The organism is Qipengyuania sp. MTN3-11 (assembly GCF_042851825.1).
Classification (GTDB): Bacteria; Pseudomonadota; Alphaproteobacteria; order Sphingomonadales; family Sphingomonadaceae; genus Qipengyuania.
The window spans coordinates 1-14,960 of record NZ_BTGM01000002.1; the positions used below are offsets into that span (position 1 = coordinate 1).

Annotated in this window: 22 protein-coding genes; 18 read left to right on the forward strand and 4 right to left on the reverse strand. The window is 61.4% G+C overall.

The annotated features are described in order from the left end of the window. The 3 genes from ACGHN1_RS07175 to ACGHN1_RS07185 all read right to left on the reverse strand — a co-directional run. Nucleotides 1-488: hypothetical protein (locus tag ACGHN1_RS07175; protein ID WP_390549816.1), on the reverse strand; the 488-nt coding region annotated here is incomplete at its 3' end. Nucleotides 489-589: 101 nt separating this feature from the next. Next, entirely contained in the window at nt 590-1,087 is a 498-nt protein-coding gene (locus ACGHN1_RS07180) for a surface-adhesin E family protein (RefSeq protein WP_390549819.1), read from the reverse strand. Next, nucleotides 1,080-1,511: a helix-turn-helix domain-containing protein gene (locus ACGHN1_RS07185; protein ID WP_390549821.1), complete on the reverse strand. Its 432-nt coding sequence runs from the start codon at nt 1,509-1,511 to the stop codon at nt 1,080-1,082. The genes ACGHN1_RS07180 and ACGHN1_RS07185 overlap by 8 nt, the downstream gene beginning before the upstream one ends. Here ACGHN1_RS07185 and ACGHN1_RS07190 point away from each other — a divergent pair. Next, nucleotides 1,510-1,752 (forward strand): helix-turn-helix domain-containing protein, encoded by a 243-nt coding sequence (locus tag ACGHN1_RS07190; RefSeq protein WP_390549823.1) that lies wholly within the window; start codon nt 1,510-1,512, stop codon nt 1,750-1,752. The two genes, ACGHN1_RS07185 and ACGHN1_RS07190, sit on opposite strands and share 2 nt — an antisense overlap. Before the next feature lie 12 nt (nt 1,753-1,764). Here the strand turns inward: ACGHN1_RS07190 and ACGHN1_RS07195 are convergent, their stop codons facing one another. Next, nucleotides 1,765-2,043, reverse strand: a complete 279-nt coding sequence (locus tag ACGHN1_RS07195; RefSeq protein ID WP_390549825.1) for a hypothetical protein — start codon at nt 2,041-2,043, stop codon at nt 1,765-1,767. Nucleotides 2,044-2,125: 82 nt separating this feature from the next. On the opposite strand from ACGHN1_RS07195, the gene ACGHN1_RS07200 reads away from it, so the two are divergent. From ACGHN1_RS07200 to ACGHN1_RS07280, 17 genes are all read left to right on the forward strand, one after another. Then, nucleotides 2,126-2,254 (forward strand): hypothetical protein, encoded by a 129-nt coding sequence (locus ACGHN1_RS07200; RefSeq protein WP_390549827.1) that lies wholly within the window; start codon nt 2,126-2,128, stop codon nt 2,252-2,254. A 62-nt stretch (nt 2,255-2,316) separates the two neighbouring features. After that, nucleotides 2,317-2,712, forward strand: a complete 396-nt coding sequence (locus tag ACGHN1_RS07205; RefSeq protein WP_390549829.1) for a hypothetical protein — start codon at nt 2,317-2,319, stop codon at nt 2,710-2,712. A 151-nt stretch (nt 2,713-2,863) separates the two neighbouring features. After that, nucleotides 2,864-3,160: a hypothetical protein gene (locus ACGHN1_RS07210; RefSeq protein WP_390549831.1), complete on the forward strand. Its 297-nt coding sequence runs from the start codon at nt 2,864-2,866 to the stop codon at nt 3,158-3,160. Further along, entirely contained in the window at nt 3,157-3,678 is a 522-nt protein-coding gene (locus tag ACGHN1_RS07215; protein WP_390549833.1) for a hypothetical protein, read from the forward strand. The genes ACGHN1_RS07210 and ACGHN1_RS07215 overlap by 4 nt, the downstream gene beginning before the upstream one ends. A 70-nt stretch (nt 3,679-3,748) precedes the next feature. Next, nucleotides 3,749-4,420 (forward strand): DNA-methyltransferase, encoded by a 672-nt coding sequence (locus tag ACGHN1_RS07220; protein WP_390549835.1) that lies wholly within the window; start codon nt 3,749-3,751, stop codon nt 4,418-4,420. 70 nt (nt 4,421-4,490) lie between these two features. Continuing rightward, on the forward strand, nt 4,491-4,778 hold the full coding sequence (locus tag ACGHN1_RS07225) for a hypothetical protein (protein ID WP_390549837.1): 288 nt from the start codon (nt 4,491-4,493) through the stop codon (nt 4,776-4,778). Beyond that, on the forward strand, nt 4,775-4,945 hold the full coding sequence (locus tag ACGHN1_RS07230; protein WP_390549839.1) for a hypothetical protein: 171 nt from the start codon (nt 4,775-4,777) through the stop codon (nt 4,943-4,945). Before ACGHN1_RS07225 ends, ACGHN1_RS07230 begins: the two co-directional genes overlap by 4 nt. Further along, nucleotides 4,942-5,280, forward strand: coding sequence for a hypothetical protein (locus ACGHN1_RS07235; RefSeq protein ID WP_390549841.1), 339 nt, complete (start codon nt 4,942-4,944; stop codon nt 5,278-5,280). The genes ACGHN1_RS07230 and ACGHN1_RS07235 overlap by 4 nt, the downstream gene beginning before the upstream one ends. Further along, entirely contained in the window at nt 5,277-6,083 is an 807-nt protein-coding gene (locus ACGHN1_RS07240; protein ID WP_390549843.1) for a hypothetical protein, read from the forward strand. The genes ACGHN1_RS07235 and ACGHN1_RS07240 overlap by 4 nt, the downstream gene beginning before the upstream one ends. Before the next feature lie 14 nt (nt 6,084-6,097). Then, nucleotides 6,098-6,748, forward strand: a complete 651-nt coding sequence (locus ACGHN1_RS07245; protein ID WP_390549845.1) for a hypothetical protein — start codon at nt 6,098-6,100, stop codon at nt 6,746-6,748. A gap of 58 nt (nt 6,749-6,806) precedes the next feature. Continuing rightward, a complete protein-coding gene (locus ACGHN1_RS07250; protein ID WP_390549847.1) occupies nt 6,807-8,969 on the forward strand; it encodes an AAA family ATPase in 2,163 nt (720 codons plus the stop codon). A gap of 169 nt (nt 8,970-9,138) precedes the next feature. Beyond that, nucleotides 9,139-9,612, forward strand: a complete 474-nt coding sequence (locus tag ACGHN1_RS07255) for an HNH endonuclease (RefSeq protein WP_390549849.1) — start codon at nt 9,139-9,141, stop codon at nt 9,610-9,612. Beyond that, entirely contained in the window at nt 9,609-10,232 is a 624-nt protein-coding gene (locus tag ACGHN1_RS07260; RefSeq protein ID WP_390549851.1) for a hypothetical protein, read from the forward strand. The genes ACGHN1_RS07255 and ACGHN1_RS07260 overlap by 4 nt, the downstream gene beginning before the upstream one ends. Nucleotides 10,233-10,441: 209 nt before the next feature. After that, nucleotides 10,442-10,885 carry a helix-turn-helix domain-containing protein gene (locus ACGHN1_RS07265; protein WP_390549853.1) on the forward strand — a complete coding sequence of 148 codons (444 nt, stop codon included), beginning with the start codon at nt 10,442-10,444 and terminating at the stop codon, nt 10,883-10,885. Continuing rightward, nucleotides 10,882-12,444 (forward strand): phage terminase large subunit, encoded by a 1,563-nt coding sequence (gene terL / locus ACGHN1_RS07270; RefSeq protein ID WP_390549855.1) that lies wholly within the window; start codon nt 10,882-10,884, stop codon nt 12,442-12,444. The genes ACGHN1_RS07265 and terL overlap by 4 nt, the downstream gene beginning before the upstream one ends. After that, nucleotides 12,441-14,789: a hypothetical protein gene (locus ACGHN1_RS07275; protein ID WP_390549857.1), complete on the forward strand. Its 2,349-nt coding sequence runs from the start codon at nt 12,441-12,443 to the stop codon at nt 14,787-14,789. Before terL ends, ACGHN1_RS07275 begins: the two co-directional genes overlap by 4 nt. Then, the gene (locus ACGHN1_RS07280) at nt 14,786-14,953 is read left to right on the forward strand and encodes a hypothetical protein (protein WP_390549859.1); all 168 of its coding nucleotides are present in this window, start codon (nt 14,786-14,788) and stop codon (nt 14,951-14,953) included. The genes ACGHN1_RS07275 and ACGHN1_RS07280 overlap by 4 nt, the downstream gene beginning before the upstream one ends. Nucleotides 14,954-14,960: the final 7 nt, after the last annotated feature.

The following is a 14,960-nucleotide window of genomic DNA, read 5'->3' on the forward strand; positions in this document are numbered from 1 at the left end:
TAGTAGCCGCTGTTCGATGCCGCGCCGTAGTCGCCGCTGTTCGATGCCGCGCCGCGAGTGCCGCTGTTCGATGCCGCGCCGTAGTCGCCGCTGTTCGATGCCGCGCCCTTGGCCTTCTTGACGCACCAGTCAGCAACGCGGCGCATGATCTCGCCCATGCTGATCTCGACGCCAATCGTGAGACTGGCGCTAGCGATCTTGTTGCCTTGGCGATCGGTAGCCCCGCCCGCCGTCACATCGAAATAGCGGGACACGTTCGGCGCATAATACTCGAACACCGCATGGGGCGGAGTGTCTTCATCGGTCGGGTAGCTGTGGAAACCATTGCTGCAAGCGACGATCTTGCCGGGCTGCTCGTAGGTCTTGCCGACCTCGAACTGAAACCCGCGACAGGTCATGTCACGGTCCATGCCCTTTATGGCCGCGAAGGTCGGCAGTTCCGCCTTCTTAGAAGCGGGCTTTTTCTTCGCAGGGGTCTTGGTAGCCACGCTGCCATCTCCTCGTTGCCATCCCGGTGTGGGAGGCTTCGAGGGCCGTGTTCGCAGATTGCGAATGTCAGGTCAAGGATTAATTTCGCAAGATGCGAATACTACGGCTCGCCATACTCCGGCTTGCACATCTCACGCGGGGCAGCGGCCCCAACGGTCCCGGGTGGATAGTAGTAGGTTGACGCTTCCTCGGGGGTGAAGTCATACGATGAGAGAACATCGCCTTCTGCGTTATAGGTCAGGCGGCTAAGCGTCTTGGTCTCCCCGGTATCGCAATTAGTCCAGACCAACTCCTTGGCACTGCGGTAGGCTACCGTCTTATCGAGCGCCGCTCCAATAGATACCCAACCGATGCGGGCTTCTTTAGGGCCTTTCACACTCTCGGCATCGAGATAGTAACCAGAGCCATTCTTGGTTTCGGTCAGAGACACGAGCCCGGTAGGCCGTGAAGGTTCTGGCTGTGGGAGTGGCTGGGGAACAGCAACCACCGCCGCGCTATCATCGCGCTCGCGTATTTCATATTTGTCATAGGCATACCAACCGAGCACACCGAGGCTGATGACAGCGATCCAGCACCCGACATCGTCGTTATCAGCCATCTGTTCCGCTACGAACCAAGGTCTTGGCTATGTCGGTGATCTGCTTTTTTTCTCGATCATTGGCGCTCAGCCAGGTTTCCAGGAGATCGGCATCCAGTTCGCGCGGATCATGATCCAGTAGTAGTCCTGGTGTAGTGCTCAGTGCATCGGCTAGTCGCCGCAACCATTTCGCAGATAGAGCCCGATTGCTGTTAGCGAGATCGCTCACCATGCCGGGGGTCACGTTACCCCCCAAGCGTTCAGCAAGCTCCACACCCTTTACGCCCCGGTAGTCCATCCACGCGCGTAGATGATTGGGTCCACCGTTTTTCTCAGTTGAGTCGGCCATGTCCGCATTCTGCGATATCGGCTGACCAAGGTAATTACCGACTCTGCGAAAATTGGCCCTTGCATTGATATTCGCAATCTGCGAATGTTTGCTCATGGCAGAGATCATCTCATACACCGATCTGGCGACAAAAGCGGGTATCAGCCCGTCTTACGCCAACCAAATCATCAACGGCGCGCGGACACCTCCCCGCCCGCTGGCGATCCACATCTACAACAAGACCAACTGGAAGCACGATAGCATCGCGGCGCTGACCGACGAGCAGATTGACATGCTTGCGGCACTGGACCCGTGGACGCCTCAAGACAAGCGCCCCGATGCATCGGAGGCGGCATGACCCCGGCGGACTTCAACCGCGCGATGGCTCATCCGGGCTGGGATGACCTGCTTCAATCGCTTGAGCGGTCCGGTGGAGAGCTTTCGCAAGCCCGCCGGGTTCAATGCGATCGGTGTCATCGAGCAACTCCGCGAGGGCTCTCATGGATCGCACGATTGACTGCGCTCGTCCGTCGTCGAGCAACCCCGCTTCTTCGATTGCAAGGGCGCAGTGCGCAGAAATCATTATCATCTGCGCCTGCATCTTCGCGACGTGAACAAGCGCAAGGTTCGTCGGCTCTATGTCGTTCATCAGATAGCCTTCCGGTCGGTTCCCGAATCCCGACCGTAGCCAAAGCCGGGAGCGTGACAAGCGCTCCCGGTGGAGGCCAAGCATGACCCTTCCCCAAGTCTTCATCCGCAACGAGCGCGTCGTGATGCTGGCAACCCGCCTGCCCCGCGAGGCCAACGACACCAAGCACTCCGCCAAGGTCGCCAACCCTCAGCATGAAGGGGGCCGGTGATGGGCAACGATGACTGGCAGGTCGGGGACTTGGCGTTGTGCATAAAGAGCGGAATTAGGACCGTGGCAGGCCGTATCTACACCGTTCGCGCAGTCTTGTTGCCCGGCTATCGCCAGACAGACGATGGCAGGCGGGTGTTTCGATACAAGACGGGCCTCAGCCTTCTTTTCGAAGGTATGAAAGATGACGGCACCAGCTCCGGTGCCTCCCGCTTCCGCAAAATCCGCCCCCACACCCCCGACGAGGAAGATCGCGAGACTATCGCGCTCCTGAACGGCGCTCCTGTCAAGCAGCCCGTCACGGCATCGCTCCACGATCCCCGCAGCAATCTCACCGAACAAGCGCCCGCCCCCACTCCTCCGGGCGCTTCCACCCCGGCCTGTCGCAACAGCGCGGCAGTCGCCGGGGTGGGTTGTGAGCTTCCTTTCCATTCCTCGGAGCTACGCAATGTCCGCTAATCCGTCAGCGTCCACTTCCGCTATCTGCGGGCATGATAGGGTCTGCGGCGTCGTCCAGGGCCTTCTCCGCGCTGCACAGGCAAGCGGGTGGACCGACGATACCCTGAGCGCTGCCAGCGGTGTCCCTGCGCGCACGATTAAGTCCTACCGGGTGGAAGGCAAGGAGCCCTCGCTTTCGAATGCCCTGTCGATTGCCTGTGTGCTGGGCGCGCGTGCCATCAACGGGGTGCTTTCGATCATCGGTTACGGCGGTGCCAAGCCGCTCGACGAGGCCGATGAGGTCAACCCGAACCTGATTATCGCGAGCCTTCTGCCGCATGTCTCGACGATTGCCCTCGCTGCTGCGGACGGGCGGATCGACCACATCGAAAAGCCGGGCTGCACCACTGCGGCGGACCAAATCATCGCGACCGTGATGCCCCTGTCGAGCGCGGGGGCGGCGGAATGAGCCGGGTGGAGCACATCGGGCGCGCCACGCCGCTCGTTCGCATTTACGCGCTTTGCGAATACCCCTCGTGGGAGCCGCGCTATGTTGGCAAGACCATCCAGCACCTCAGTGCGCGCCATAAGGCGCACATCAGGGACGCCAAGCGCGGCGTCACTCGGCCTGTTGGCTATTGGCTGCGCAAGAAACTGGAGCGCGGAGAACGCTTAGCTATCAAGCTGCTCGAATGGGTTGAGCCCGGCGAAAATTGGCAGGCGCGCGAGCGGCACTGGATCGCGATGTATCGCGGAGGCGGGCGACTGCTCAATCTGACGAACGGCGGGGAAGGCCTGTCAGGCCACAAGTTCAGCGCCGAGCACCGCGATAAAATCGCAGCGGCCCTGCGCACGGGCGCGTCTTTTGACTGCCTGCATTGTGGTGCGAGCTTTTGGCGCAAGCGCAGCGCGATCAACCGCGGGCATGCCAAGTTTTGCTCGCGCCCCTGTTCCAACACCTACAACCGCGGAGGCCATCGTGGTTGAACCGGTTGTAATTGGACGAGCCCGACTGTTCCTTGGCGATTGCCGGGACATTCTGCCGACGCTGCCTAAGGTGGACCACACCATTATGGATCCGCCCTACGAAGCCGAGGCTCACACGCTGCAGCGCCGCAAATTGGGCAGGGCGATTGGCGGCGGTGAGCGAGAGATAGACGATGCCGCGTTATCCTTTCCCGCAATAACAGAGGAAACCCGAAGGGACGTTAGTGCTAACTGCAGCCGCCTGTCTCAGGGTTGGGTGCTAGCTTTTTGCCAAGCTGAAGCAGTCGCCACTTGGCGTGATTGTCTTGCAGAACACGGGGCTTCGTATCGCCGCGCAATGGTCTGGGTGAAGCCGGATGGCCTTCCGCAATACAGCGGAGACCGCCCCGGGATGGGATACGAAAGCATCGTCAGTGCATGGGCTGGTGAAGGCAAATCGTCATGGAATGGCGGCGGTCGTCATGGTGTTTTTGTGGTGCCGAAAGGCGAAGGTGTTAAGCCGCTTCACGAGACACAAAAGCCGCAGCGACTTATGCGGCAATTGGTCGAACTTTTCTCACACGAAGAGCAGACCATCCTCGACCCTTTCATGGGCAGCGGCACCACTGGCGTAGCAGCCGTGCAGATGGGCCGCGACTTCATCGGCATCGAACGCGAGCCGAAGTATTTCGACATAGCCTGCAACCGCATCGAGCAGGCCCAGCGCCAAGGCGACCTTTTCATTGAGGGAGCCGCAGCATGACCCGCCTCCGCATCGCCCTGTTCCTTCTCGCACCCCTCGCCATCGCTGCAACCATGCAGGTCTGCGGGGTGTGGTCGTGATCGGGCGCTTCGAAGATCGCCGTTCGATGGAAGAGGCCAGCGCCATCTTCCTTCGGGCCTTGCGCGGCAAACCGACGAGGATCGAGAACGTCGAAGAACCGCGCCTCGCGTGCGGCCACGACCGGAAGCACCGCTACATTTACAAGCGCCAAGAGGTTTGCCGCCTGTGCAAGGCTGAGCGCGACCGCGCCGCTCGCCTCCCCGACATGATCGAAAACACCCGCACCAAGCTCGCCATGCTCGAGCGTGAAGCGCGCCGCAGGGGACAGTTGAAATGAATTACGCCAACGCCCTCCGCAAGATCGCCAAGGACTTGCGCGATGCCGCCGAGGAGCCGGTCATCGACCGCTCCGCCGTCAACCTCGCCCTGCGCCGGATCGATGCCCAGGCCGAGATGATGGAGATCGACGCGAGCATCGTCCCCGAGGCGGAGCCCGCAAAATGATCGAGCTTCCTTTTCCCCCGTCCAGCCTCTCCGGCCACGCCAAGGGCAACTGGCACGGCAAGTCCGGCGTCACGAAGAAGTGGCGCAGCGATGCCTGCCTCGTGACCAAGGCCGCTGGCTATCCGCCGATGCCGACCGATGGCGACATCCACGTCCACATCACGTTCGTTCCGCCGGATCGGCGCGGCGACCGCGTGAATTTTCCGAACCGCTGCAAGCCGATTTTCGACGGTATCGCCGATGCCCTCGGCGTGAACGACAGCCGGTTCGTGCCCCACTTCTATTTCCGCGCTCCCGAAAAGCCCGGACGCCTCGAAATCAGGATCGGACAATGAACGCCTTTCAGCGCCACGGCATAACCCATCTGTCCGCTTCGTCGGTCAACTTGTTCGTCGCGCAACCCGCGCTCTGGTGTGCGTCATACCTCCTGGGCAAGCGCACCGCCGTAGGACCCGCCGCGCATCGCGGCACCGCGATCGAATGCGGAGTGGAGGCCGGACTGTTCGATCCGGATATGCCGCTCGAGGATTGCCAGGCCAAGGCGCTGGCCAAGTTCCATTCACTCACCCGCCTGTCCGCCGATCCACGCATTGAGAAAGAGCGCGAGGCTATCGAGCCGACCGTTGCCATCGCGCTCAATGAATTGCGTCAATACGGTGTGCCTCACAAGCCCGATGGCGAGCGCCAGCACAAGATCAGCTACATGGTCGAAGGCGTTCCGGTTCCGGTCTGGGGCTATCTCGATTTCGAGTTCGAACAGCACGGCATCATCGTCGATCTCAAGTCGACGCTTCGCATCCCTTCCGAAATCAGCGCCGCGCACGCGCGCCAGGGTGCGATCTACGCAGGACCGGGTGGCAACTGGCAGGTCCGGTTCGCCTACGCCTCGCCCAAAAAGATCAGTGTCTACGCGCTCGAGAACGTGGAGCAGCACCTGCGCGATTTCGTTTCTGCCGCACAGGCTATCGAGCGCCTGCTCGAGCTTTCCGACGATGGCGAGAAGCTGACCCGCTGCCTCGCGCCCGACCTCACCAGTTTTTACTGGGGCGATGCCTCTGCACGCGCCCTTGCCCACGAAATCTGGGGACCATCCCCCGATAGCGCGCCGCCCGCTGTCACGGCGGCAGTCAACGAGTGAAGAGGAAATAGATTATGGCTTTCATGTCCAACCCCGCGTCCGGTGACGGCGGCTTCATCCCCTACGTGAAATACAACGCGAAGGCGGGTCGCTGGTATACTAAGAAGGACGAGCCCGAGGCTGCCGAGTTCGAGGTCCAGAACATGACCGCGATCTTCGACATGAACAACCTCCAGACCGGGTGGTTCCTGTTCGCCGCGGGTGTCGCGCCGAGCAAGACGATGGACCCATCGCTGTCCGAACCGGCTCCCAAGCCGGGCGAGCAGCACAAGCGCGGTTTCCAGATCAACCTGTTCAGCGACAAGAACCTGCTCGGCGTCCGCGAGTTCTCCTCGACCGCCGGTTCGGTGATCGAGGCGATGAACGAGCTTCACGATCACTGGCTCTCCGGCAAGGACGCCAATCCCGGCAAGTTGCCCGTGGTCAAGTGCGTCGGCGTTCACCCCGTCACGAACAAGCACGGGACGAACTACCGGCCGCAGCTCGAGATCGTGTCCTGGGCGGATCGTCCGGCGGAACTGAACGACGCGGCACCCAAGCCCGTGCCTCCGGCACCGGCACCCGCCGCAACCGGTTCGGGGCACACCCCGCCTCCGGCCGCACCTGCACCGGCACCCGCCCCTGCTCCGGCCTCGGCGGGCGGTGACGATGATGTCGAGTTCTAGGCTTAAACCGTGACCGGGGCGGGTCGCTGATACCGGCCCGCCCCTCACAGCAACACGAGTGAAGAGAATCGTGGCAACCGTGGCGACATCGATCATGCAACCGGACGAGGACGCCATCAAGGCCCACCTCGAATTGCTCTTCGCGCCGCTGCGCGATGTCTATGCCGGTGGCCTGATCGAGATATGCCACGGGCCATCCAAGCCCGACCGGGCAGCCTATTTCACCATTCACAAGGACGGTGTCGCGGATGCGACCGCCTTTGCCGCCGCGCGTGCCCGCGCAGGCGAGAATGTCTATGTCGGGGTCAATCCCCGCAAGCCGCGCGCCGACAGCACCCAGCGTGCCAATGACGAGGATGTCGGGATTGCCATCTGGCAGTTTGCCGACATCGATAAGGAAGAGAGCCTTCTGGGCCTCGGCAAGAAGCTGCGCGCCCTCCCGCCCTATTTCACCGCCGACACCGGCACCGTGCCCCATCGCCGGCCGCACCTCTATTGGCTGCTCGACGAGCCGGTTCGCAATCTCGCGGCATGGACCGAGCGCCAGCGCGGCTTAGCGCAGGTTCTCGGCGGCGATAGTGTAATCAATCCCTCGCGGATCATGCGTCTCGCCGGGACCGTCAATTTTCCGCCGCAGCACAAGGTGCAGCGCGGCTACCGGGTCGAGGTGGTCAAGCTCAAGACCGAATTCGACGACGAACGCGAGCCGGTTACGCCGGAAGAGGTGGCCACGGCATATCCGGTCTCGGCAAGAAATGAGGCATTTGATCCGCAGACCGGCGAAGTTTTGCCTGCCGGTCAGACAACACTTTCCGCGATGGCCCGAGGCAATGGTGTGCGGCCCTCGGATTACATCGGTGCGATCCTTTCGGGCGATTCCTGGCACAACCATTATCGTGATCTCGTCGCTCACTGGATTGGCGTCGGTTGGACTGATGCCGAGATACTGCTCACTGCCCCCGGACTGACTCTTTCAGGCTATACCGTGGCGGACACCGAGCGCGCGGTTCGCCAATACATCAAATCCGCCCGTGAGAAATTCGGGGTGCCGGAGCCACAGGACCGCTCGGTTGAAGAAACGAAGCGGATAGAGGAAGCGGCATCGACATTCTCCGCCACCCAATTCGTCTGGCGTGCCGAAAATGCGATCCCGCCGCGTAAATGGCTCTACGGACGGCACCTGCTCCGCAAGTTCCTGAGCGTAGATATTGCGGGCGGCGGCGTCGGCAAGTCTTCGGTCAAGATCGGCGAAGCCCTGGCCATGACCTCCAATCGCAGTCTCTACGGGCAGGATGTTTACGAAGGCCCGCTCCGGGTCTGGTTATACAACCTCGAGGATCCTGCCGAGGAAACCGAACGGCGCATACACGCAACTGCGAAGCGGTTCGCGATCGCTCCCGATGACATCGCCGACCGCCTGTTCGTTGACAGCGGCCGGGACCAGCCTTGTGTTCTTGCCGAGGACACCAAGGATGGCGCGAAGATCATCGTGCCCATCGTCGATGCGATCATCGCTCAAATCAAAGAACGCAATATCGATGTGCTTGTGATCGACCCATTCGTCTCGTCGCACAACGTATCGGAAAACGACAACGGCGCGATCGACAAGGTCTCCAAGCAGTGGGCGAAGATCGCCGACATCTGCAACTGCTCGATCAACCTGGTTCACCATGTGCGCAAGCAGAATGGCACAGAGGCCAACGTGGATAGCGCTCGAGGGGCAAAGTCGCTTACCGACGCGGCCCGTTCCGTTCGGGTCTACAACAAGATGAGCAAGGAAGAGGCCGAGTCCGCCGGTATTACACCGGAAGAGGCCGCTTTCATTTTCCGCGTCCAGAACGACAAGGCGAACCTGTCCCCGCCAGAAAAGGCGGAATGGTATCGTATGAACAACACCGATCTCGCCAACGGCGATCAGGTCGGCGTGGCCTGTCCGTGGGCTTGGCCCGATCCTTTCGATGGTGTCTCCATCACCCACCTGCGCGCGGTCCAGACCCTTATCGGGCAAGGCGATTATCGCGAGGACGTGCGCGCCAAGGCTTGGGCGGGGAACGCCATAGCGGAGGTTCTGAACCTTAATATCGACGAGAAATCAGACCGGAAACGAGCAACGCAAATACTCAAGGAATGGATCAAGAACGGGTCATTGGAAGTGGTGGAAACAGAGGACAAGCACCGGAAAATCAGGAAGCAGGTCATCGTCGGGAAGTGGGCTGAGTAATGAGAAACGAGGACAGAAAATACGGTTGCGGCAGTCGGTTCATTCAACTGGCGCACAACTGGCGCAACTGGCGGGCCAGGATGCTGCGCCAGTGGTTATACCCTAAAGGGTATATAACCAACTGGCGCACCGCAGCCTTCCGTTTCGAACTGGCGCAAAGGAGCAGCCAATGGGAAGGATAAGCAAATCGCTGCGTTTCGAGGTTTTGACGCGAGACGGGTATCGGTGCCGATACTGCGGCGTATCGGCGAAAGAGCAAAAGCTTCAGGTCGATCACGTTCTCCCGCGTGCGGCCGGGGGCAGGGATGATCTTGGAAATCTGGTAGCCGCATGTCAGCCATGCAACTACGGCAAAGCAGATCGTAAGATTATCGGTATTCCAGATGGCTTCGCGCTGACACCCGACAAGCGACCGGCTCGGCTCGAAAAGTTGAGGCGCAGCCAAGAGGTCGCGAAGGCGCCGGACGATTATCACGAGGTCGATTGCTACAACATCGATTCATTGGATGAGATCGATGAATACAGCCAACTGTCTTATATCTGGTGCAACACTCATCAGAAGTACGAGTGGCATAGCATAGACTTGGATTACGTCCGCCACGGTGGGTATATTACTATTCGACGCAAGGAGGTGTCGTGGTGACCGCCATCGCCCCCCCACCCACCCCGAGGATGATCCTCGACACGATGCAGGACATCGTTCGAACAGTCGACGAACACGCCCGAGAGATGAACCGACGTTGGGGTTTCAACCGGCTCCCTCACCTGGTGCCGCTGGAATGGACCGAGCGGTTCGTGTCGCAGAAGCGCAAGTGGGAGATGGCGGTCTTCGAATGCGTCGGCGACCCCCGGCCCGAGCCCTACGAGCAGATGCGCAAGCACGGCGATGCGATGATACGGGCCTACGACAAACTCGACGAGCTCGCGCTGGTCGCGGGCAAGTCGCCCGCCGCGCCAGGAACCTGGGAGTTCGAGCTTCCGGACGGCACCCCGATTGCGCTGGTCCGGACACGCGCGGAAATCGGACAGGTCGAACGCGAACCGAAGGTCCAGGTCTGGTGCCTCGAGGAGATCGGGCAGATCATCGCCAAGTTCCCCGAACTGGTGCTGGCGACGAAGAGCGCCTTTCCGCACGCCGAAGTCATCCAGCTCTCGACCGGTGCCGATGTTCACGATGCGCTGAACGACAGCCTTGAGGACCTGCCCGGCTTCGAGCCCCGCAGCATAACCACACCAACCACAGGACATCACCGACATGGGTAGGGGACAATGAGACGCGGAAGGCCCGCCATCACTCGTCAGCGTCTCCTCGGCTATGTCGAAAAGCATTGGCCCTGCCCCATTCGCCAGATTTGCCGCGCAACCGGTGCGGAGCGATCCTACGTCAAACGGGTTCTTCGACAGGAAAATTACGACACAGCTATTTTTGCCCCCGCCTCAAGCGCGAATTGATGCTGTAACTGGCTTGGCCCATGAGCCCGGGCCGTCCAACCGACTATTCCGAGGATTACCCGGAACAAGCGCGCAAGCTGTGTGAGCTCGGCGCGACCGACATCGAGTTGGCCGATTTCTTTCAAGTGGATGTCCGGACCATCTACCGATGGAAGAACACCAACGAAGAATTTTGTCAGGCGGTCAAGGTGGGCAAGGATGCTTGCGATGATCGCGTAGAGCGCAGCCTCTATCAACGCGCGGTTGGCTACACCTTCGAAAGCGAGAAGGTTTTTCAATTCCAAGGGCAGATAGTCCGCGCGCCGACGCGGGAGCATGTTCCGCCTGAACCGGGCGCAGCCATGAACTGGCTCAAGAACCGCCGCGGCGAACAGTGGCGCGACAAGCAGGAGTATGAGCATCACGGCAGCGTGGGCCTGAGTCTAACAGACGCCGCCCTCGAAAAGATCGCTGCGGGGAAATGACGACAGCGGTCATCACGCCTCAGGAAGCTGCAAGCGAATTGCTGCGCCGCCGTGGCGCTCGTCGCAAGCTGGTGGATTACGCGCGCTACATCGATGTTCCCGGCGCACCTGTGACCGAGGACGATCCGGACTGCGAGACATTCCAGCCTGTCGAGACCGTGCTGGCCGAGCATCACGAAATTATCCTGAACGCTACGCAGCGCTGCATCGAACGCCATCGCGGCCGGACCATGCTGTTCCTGCCACCCGGCAGTGCGAAGTCGACGTATGCGACCGTGGTCAGCCCGACATGGGCCATGGGCCGCACACCCGGCTTCAAGGTCATCGGTGTTTCCTACGGCAGCGACCTCGCCAAGAAGTTCGGTCGGCGTATGCGCTCCATCGCTCGCCAGAAGCGGTTCGAGCTGCTGTTCGATACGATGCTCAGCACGGAAAGCAGTGCTGCCGACGAATGGGCGCTCGACAACGGCAGCGAGTTCATGGGCGGCGGCATCCTGTCGGGCATCACCGGCAACCGCGCCGACTTCATCCCCATCGATGACCCGATCAAGGGCAGGCAGGAAGCGGACAGCGAAATAACCCGCAGGCGGACGTTGGAGGCATACCAGGACGATGTCCTGACCCGCCTCAAGCCGGGCGGTTCGGTGATGATCACCCAGACACGCTGGCACGAGGACGATCTTGCCGGTTCGATCCTCCCCGAAGGCTGGGCTGGCGAGTCCGGCATGATCGAATGCCGCGACGGCGAGACATGGGAAGTTATCTGCATCCCCGCCCAGGCAGAGCGCGCCGACGATCCCCTCGGCCGTCTCCCGGGCGAGTTCATCTGGCCCGAGTGGTTCGATGAAGCGCACTGGGCACCGTTCCAGCGCCTGCCGCGCACATGGTCCGCCCTCTACCAGCAGCGCCCCGCTCCCGACACGGGCGACTATTTCAAGCGCGAGTGGATCAAGGAGATGGACGCGATCCCTCCGCGCGAGACGATGCAGGTGTTCGGTGCGTCCGATTACGCCGTCACTGCCGATGGCGGCGACTACACCGTGCATGTCGTCATGGGGATCGACCACATAGGGCGGCTCTGGCTGCTCGATGTCTGGCGGCAACAGGCTTCCTCCGATGTCTGGGTCGACAGCCTGTGCGCGCTTGTGCGGCAATGGAAGCCGATTGGCTGGGCCGAGGAAACCGGACAGATCAAGTCCGGCGTTGGGCCGTTTCTGGTCAAGCGGATGCTCGAAACCGAGTCCTATGTGGCCCGCGAACAGTTTCCGACGCGCGGCGACAAGGCGGTGCGGGCGCAGTCGATCCGTGGGCGTATGGCGATGCAGGGGCTGCATGTGCCGCGTGGTGCGCCTTGGCTGGCCAATCTGGTCAGCGAGATGATGAGTTTCCCGGTCGGAAGCCATGACGACCAGGTCGATGCGCTGGGTCTGGCTGGTCAACTGATCGCCAAGATGGACTTCGGCAAGACACCCGAGGCCGAGAAGCCGCGTCCGGGTGCGCCGCCTGCCGTGGTGGCTGATGGGGTGATTGCCTCGCCGCTGATGGGGAGGCGTCGATGAACGAGACCCGCGACTTCGCCGGGACCACCGAAGAGCGTCAGGAAAAGGCATCCTCGCCGATCCTGCAGGCCCTCAAGCGCTCCGAAAAGGCGTTTCAGGAGTGGGATGCTGTCTGCCACGGCATCGACGATCTCTATTCACGCCACGGCTCATCCTACGAGCGCCTGATCGAGATGGCCGGTGGCCGCGAGTGGAAGGACGCCGAGATGGACCTGTTCTGGTCGTCGAGCGAGGTTCTCAAGCCCGCCGTCTATGCTCGTCCGCCCGTTCCGGCCATTGCCCCGATGTTCAAGGATGGCGGCAGGGTCAAGGACACTACTGCCGAGGTTCTGGAGCGCGCTGCGGTATCGACCTTCAAACGCACCGGCATCGACGATGTCATGCACCATGTGCGCGACGACCTGCTGTTCTCGGGTCGCGGGGTCATGTGGCTGCGCTATGAAAGCGATGACGGCAAGAAGGTCTGTGTCGAACATCTCGACCGCGAGGACTTCCTGCACGATGTCGCGCGCAAGTGGTCGGAAGTGGGCTGGGTCGCGGGCGGCTTCTGGATGTCGCGCGATGAATTGAGGGCACGCTTCACCAAGCTGACCGACGAGCAACTGGGCGAGATCAAGTTCCTCGAACGCCGCGACGAGACCAACCGCGAGCAGAAGGCCATGACTGCCAAGGCTAAGGTTTGGGAAGTCTGGCACCGTGCGAACAATCGCGTTTACTGGGTCACGGACGGCCTCGATGTCTATCTGGAGGACGATGAGCCCCATCTGACGCTTGAGGGCTTCTTCCCCTGCCCCCGCCCCGCCTACGGCACATTGCGCCGCCGTTCACTCATCCCCGTGCCGGATTTCGAGCGCTATGCCGGGATGTTCTCGAAGATCAATACGCTGACTGCGCGTATTTACCTGCTGCTCAACCAGGTAAAGCTGAAAGGTCTGATTCCAGGCGGCGGTGACATCGCAACGACCATTGAAACCGCACTTAGGTCGGACGACGACACGGTTTATATTCAGGTGCCCGGTGCCGCGATGATCGATAGCGGCGGCCGGCTCGTTGATTATCTGCCGCTTGACCAGATAGCCACTGCCATCACCGGACTGATCGAGGCGCGCCGCCAGCTGATCGAGGACTTCTACCAACTCTCTGGGATCTCCGACATCATGCGGGGCGCAACCGAGGCGGAAGAGACGCTCGGTGCGCAGCAGATGAAGGCGCAATACGGTTCGGTTCGGGTTCGCTGCAAGATCGACGAATTGCAACGGATCGCGGCAGATGCGGTGAAGATCGCGAGCGAGATCATCGCCGAAGAGTTCGACGGCGAAACCCTGCTTGAGATGGCGCAGATGGACCTGCCGACGCGGCAGGACATCGAAAAGCGGATCAACGAAATCGAGACCGCTGCCGAGCAAGAACTGGAGGCGCTGACCAAACGCGCCGAGGAAATGGCGCAGCAGGCGCAGGAGCCAGTCGATCCGCAGCAGGCGAAGGCCATGCTCCAGCAGGAGCAGCAGGCAATCCTCGCCAAGTATGCGCCGATGCTGGAAGAGGCCGAGAACCTTGTCCCCATCGACGATGTGATGGACCTCCTGCGGGACGACAAGGCTCGCTCGTTCGCTTTCGAGATCGAGACGGATTCCACGGTTCTCACCGATGAGATCGCAGAGAAGCAGGCCCGCAACGAGTTCATGACTGCCTTCAATGGGGCAACGCAGGGCCTGATGGCGATTGCGGGCATGGGTGAGGCCGGGGGTAAGCTGGCGGGCGAGATGCTCAAGTTCAGCCTCGCGCCGTATCGGGTCGGGCGGCAGATGAGCGCGGCCATCGACGATTTCGTGAAGCAGGCACCGGGAATGATCGCCGCGCAACAGGGCGATGGCTCCGAGGAGGGTATGGCGGCACTCGCCGAAGCCGAGAAGATGAAGGCGCAGGCGGCGATGGAGCGGGTCCAGGCGCAGCGCGAGAAGGATCAGGCCGAGGCATCGCGCAAGATCCAAGAGATGCAGGAAAAGGCCGCGCAGAACGAGCGCGACTTCGCAGCCAAGATGGCGAAACTTCAGCAGGACGCGGACGCCAACACGATCAAGGCGCAAGAGGCCATCGCCAAGGTCGATAACCTGCGCGCATCCACCATGAAGCTTCTGGCTGAAGCAGGGATCGCGGTCGATAACGCCGCCCTCGACGAGTTCGTGTCGCTCAAGGACATCGAACTGCGCGAACGCCAGCAGGCGTCGAGCGAGCGCAACGCAATGGTCGACCAGGCCCGCACCGCAGAGCGCGATCATGTCGAGGACGGGTTCCGCGAACAGACCAGACAGGACCAACTTCAACAGCAGGACGAGGCCCAATGAGCGGCTTCCCTGTCACAATAATCGAGAGTGGCGGCTTCCCTGTCACCCATGTCGATGAAGGAGCACCCTCGGCGGAAGCCGTCGAAAGTGGTGGCTACCCGATCACCGTCGTCGAGAGCGGCGGCATTCCCCTCGTCATCAATGGCTACACCCCGCCCGAATAGGAGAAAC

Coding starts and splice junctions, on each gene's coding strand:
- ACGHN1_RS07180 (WP_390549819.1), bottom strand. CDS start 1,087: ATGGCTGATAACGACGATGTCGGGTGCTGGATCGCTGTCATCAGCCTC.
- ACGHN1_RS07190 (WP_390549823.1), top strand. CDS start 1,510: ATGGCAGAGATCATCTCATACACCGATCTGGCGACAAAAGCGGGTATC.
- ACGHN1_RS07185 (WP_390549821.1), bottom strand. CDS start 1,511: ATGAGCAAACATTCGCAGATTGCGAATATCAATGCAAGGGCCAATTTT.
- ACGHN1_RS07195 (WP_390549825.1), bottom strand. CDS start 2,043: ATGAACGACATAGAGCCGACGAACCTTGCGCTTGTTCACGTCGCGAAG.
- ACGHN1_RS07200 (WP_390549827.1), top strand. CDS start 2,126: ATGACCCTTCCCCAAGTCTTCATCCGCAACGAGCGCGTCGTGATGCTG.
- ACGHN1_RS07215 (WP_390549833.1), top strand. CDS start 3,157: ATGAGCCGGGTGGAGCACATCGGGCGCGCCACGCCGCTCGTTCGCATT.
- ACGHN1_RS07230 (WP_390549839.1), top strand. CDS start 4,775: ATGAATTACGCCAACGCCCTCCGCAAGATCGCCAAGGACTTGCGCGAT.
- ACGHN1_RS07235 (WP_390549841.1), top strand. CDS start 4,942: ATGATCGAGCTTCCTTTTCCCCCGTCCAGCCTCTCCGGCCACGCCAAG.
- ACGHN1_RS07240 (WP_390549843.1), top strand. CDS start 5,277: ATGAACGCCTTTCAGCGCCACGGCATAACCCATCTGTCCGCTTCGTCG.
- ACGHN1_RS07245 (WP_390549845.1), top strand. CDS start 6,098: ATGGCTTTCATGTCCAACCCCGCGTCCGGTGACGGCGGCTTCATCCCC.
- ACGHN1_RS07255 (WP_390549849.1), top strand. CDS start 9,139: ATGGGAAGGATAAGCAAATCGCTGCGTTTCGAGGTTTTGACGCGAGAC.
- ACGHN1_RS07265 (WP_390549853.1), top strand. CDS start 10,442: ATGAGCCCGGGCCGTCCAACCGACTATTCCGAGGATTACCCGGAACAA.
- terL (WP_390549855.1), top strand. CDS start 10,882: ATGACGACAGCGGTCATCACGCCTCAGGAAGCTGCAAGCGAATTGCTG.
- ACGHN1_RS07275 (WP_390549857.1), top strand. CDS start 12,441: ATGAACGAGACCCGCGACTTCGCCGGGACCACCGAAGAGCGTCAGGAA.
- ACGHN1_RS07280 (WP_390549859.1), top strand. CDS start 14,786: ATGAGCGGCTTCCCTGTCACAATAATCGAGAGTGGCGGCTTCCCTGTC.